Annotated in this window: 1 protein-coding gene; it reads right to left on the reverse strand. The window is 76.4% G+C overall.

Annotated elements, in window-relative coordinates; translation table 11 throughout:
- The coding region (locus AC559T_RS09350; RefSeq protein WP_498868475.1) for an SDR family NAD(P)-dependent oxidoreductase at positions 1-3299 on the reverse strand (3299 nt) is incomplete at both ends.

Raw genomic sequence — 3299 nt, forward strand, 5'->3', positions numbered from 1 at the left:
CGTCAGGCCGTTGCTGGCCCCGTCCGCGTTCACCGCGCTGCCGCGGATCACAGCCAGCACCCGGTGGCCGTTCGCCCGCGCGTCCGAAAGCCGCTCCAGCAGCAGCATGCCGACGCCCTCCGACCAGGCGGTGCCGTCGGCGGCGGCCGCGAACGGCTTGCACCGCCCGTCCGGGGCCAGGCCCTTCTTCCGGCTGAACTCGGTGAACGCGCCGGGTCCGGCGAGCACGTTCACCCCGCCGACCAGGGCCAGGTCGACCTCGCCGCCGCGCAGCGCCTGCGCGGCGAGGTGCGTGGCGACCAGTGACGACGAGCAGGCGGTGTCGATGGAGACCGACGGCCCCTCCAGCCCCAGCACATAGGAGATGCGCCCGGACGCCACGCTGTTCGTCGCGCCGGTGAGCAGGTAGCCCTCGACCCCGCCGCGGACCGCCTCGTGCAGCCGTGGGCCGTACTCCTGCTGGGACGCGCCGACGAAGACACCGGTCCGCGAGCCCCGCAGGGACGTCGGTTCGATCCCGGCCCGTTCGACGACCTGCCAGGCGGTCTCCAGCAGCAGCCGCTGCTGCGGGTCCATGGCGGTGGCCTCGCGGGGACTGATTCCGAAGAACTCGGCGTCGAACAGGTCCGCGTCGTGCAGGAAGCCGCCCTCCCGCACGTAGGAGGTGCCGGGGTGCTTCGGGTCCGGGTGGAACAGTCCGTCGAGATCCCATCCCCGGTTCACCGGGAACGCGCCGACGGCGTCGACGCCGTCGAGCACGAGCCGCCACAGCTTCTCCGGTGAGTCGGCGCCGCCGGGCCAGCGCCCCGCCACCGCCACGATCACGACGGGGTCGTCGTCGCCGGCACCGTCGCGCACGTCCCGCCCGGCCGTGGCCGAGGCCACCGCGATGTCGTCGCCCAGCGCGCCGGCGAGTTCGGTGAGTACCAGGTCGGCCAGCGCGTCGACCGTCGGATAGTCGAAGACGACGCTGGCCGGCAGGCGCAGGCCGGTCGCGGCGTTGATCCGGTTGCGCAGCTCCACGGCGGTGAGCGAGTCGAAGCCCAGCTCCTTGAACGGCCGGGTCCGGTCGATCGCGCCCGGGGAGGAGTGGCCGAGCGTCGCCACCGCGGCGCCGAGCACCGCCTCCACGAGTACCCGTCGCCGCTCCTCGGCGGTGAGCGCGGCGAGCCGGCGGGTCAGCTCCGAACCGGATCCGTCCGCGTCCGGGTCGGTGATCGCCCCGCTGCCGGTCGCCCTGCCGGCGGGGGAGGCGCCCGACCCGCCGCCGGCCGCGGGTGCGCCCGCCGCGGCGTTCAGCGCGCGCACCTCGGGCAGGTCGGCGATCAGCGGCCGGGGCCGGGCCGCGGTGAAGACGGGCGCGAACCGCTCCCAGTCCACGTCGGCTACGACGAGGGGGCCGGCCTCCTCCGCGACCGCCTGCCGCAGCGCCGCCAGCGCGAGCCCGGGATCCATGGCCCGCAGCCCGCGCCGGCGCAGCCGCGCCTCGATGTCCCCCACTTCCGCCATGCCGGCGCCGCCCCACGGGCCCCAGGCGATCGCGGTGCCGGCGACACCGCGGGAACGCCGGCGCTCCACCAGCGCGTCGAGGGTGGCGTTCGCGGCGGCGTAGCCCGCCTGGGCTCCGCTTCCCCACACCCCGGCGATCGAGGAGAACACCACGAAGGCGTCCAGCGCGGTGTCGCCGAGCAGGTCGTCCAGGTGTACCGCCCCGGCGGCCTTGCCCGCGATCACCTCCGCGAGATCGTCCGCGTCCAGGTGGGCCACGGGTACCTCGGTGACCACCCCGGCGGCGTGCACCACGGCGGTGAGGTCCTCGGCCGCGAGCGAGTCCAGCAAAGCCTTGAGGGCCGCCCGGTCGGCGGTGTCGCAGGCGGCGACCGTCACCCGCACCCCCGGCCCACGAAGTTCGTCCGCCAGTCGGGTGGCTCCCGGAGCGAGTGGACCTCGTCGGCTCGCCAGCACGATGTGCTCCGCGCCGGCGCCCGCCAGCCAGCGGGCGACCTGCCCGCCGAGCCCGCCCGTGCCGCCGGTGACCAGAACCGTCCCCCGGGGGTTCCAGGCCCGACCCGCCGCTGCGCGCCGGTTCGGTACCCGTGCCACCCGGCGGGCCAGCAGGCCACGCGGCCGCAGGGCCACCTGGTCCTCCGCCAGGCCGGCCAGCACGGCGGCCAGCCCGCGTGCGCTCGCCGCGTCGAACCCGTCCTCGGGCAGGTCGATCAGGCCGCCCCAGCGGTCCGGATGCTCCAGACCCACGACCCGCCCCAGTCCCCAGACCTCTGCCTGGGAGAGCCGCGGCTGTTCGGTGGCGTCCGTCGCCACACCGCCGCGGGTCAGCAGCCACAGCGGCGCGGACACCTCGAGGTCGCCGAGCGCCTGTGTGAGTGCGACGGTGGCGAGCAGGCCGATGCCGACGGTGGGCGCGTCGGGACACGGCGCGTCCCGCCACGCCAGCAGCGAGACCACGCCGGCCGGGGTCGCCGCTGTTCCGGCGGCGGACTGTCCCCCCTCGTCCGCCAGGGCGGAGCGCAGGCGGGCGGTCAGGCCGGCGCGATCGGACTCCGCGGTTCCCACCTCGATCACCCGCACCCGCGTGCGGTGGTCCGCGATGGCGGAGACGACATCGTCCGATCCGGTCACGCCCTCGGGCGTCACGACGAACCAGATTCCCGGCTCCCCGTCGACCGTTCGCCGCGCACGGGCCGCCCCGGCCGGGGCGGGGACCGCCAGCGCCTTCCACTCCACCTGGTAGCGCCACCGGTGGGTCGCGGCACGCTCGAGGTTGGCGCGGCGCCAGCTGGCCAGCCCGGGCAGGACGGTCCGCAGGGCCGTGGTCCGCTCAGGTTCGGAGATGTCCAGCTCGGTGGTCAGCCCGGCGAGGTCCTCCTGCTCCACGGCGGCCCAGAAATCGGCGGCGGCCGGATCGCCCGCGGTGGCGTCCGCCCGCTCGCCGCCGGCGACGGGCCCGCGCTCCAGCCAGTACCGCTGGCGTTGGAAGGGGTAGGTGGGCAGGGCCACCGGCGGCGCGGGTGCTGCGGGCGCGGGGTCCGGTGCGGGCGCCCCGGCGTTCGTCGATGTCACCGGGTCCGTCGAGGGCACGGTGTCCGTGGCCGGGTCCGGCTCCTGTGCCGTGGCCGGGCCGGCGGGGTTCCAGTCGACCGGGTGGCCGTGGGCGTGCAGGGTGGCCAGCGCGGTCGCGAAGGTGACCGTTCCGGGACGGTCGCGCCGCAGCGCGGGAACGACGACCGGCGTCCGGGAGGCGCCTCGCCCCGCCTGTGGCTCCTGCGCCCTGTCGTGTT

Origin of the sequence: Frankia sp. Hr75.2 (assembly GCF_949319125.1) — a bacterium.
Classification (GTDB): Bacteria; Actinomycetota; Actinomycetes; order Frankiales; family Frankiaceae; genus Parafrankia; species Parafrankia soli.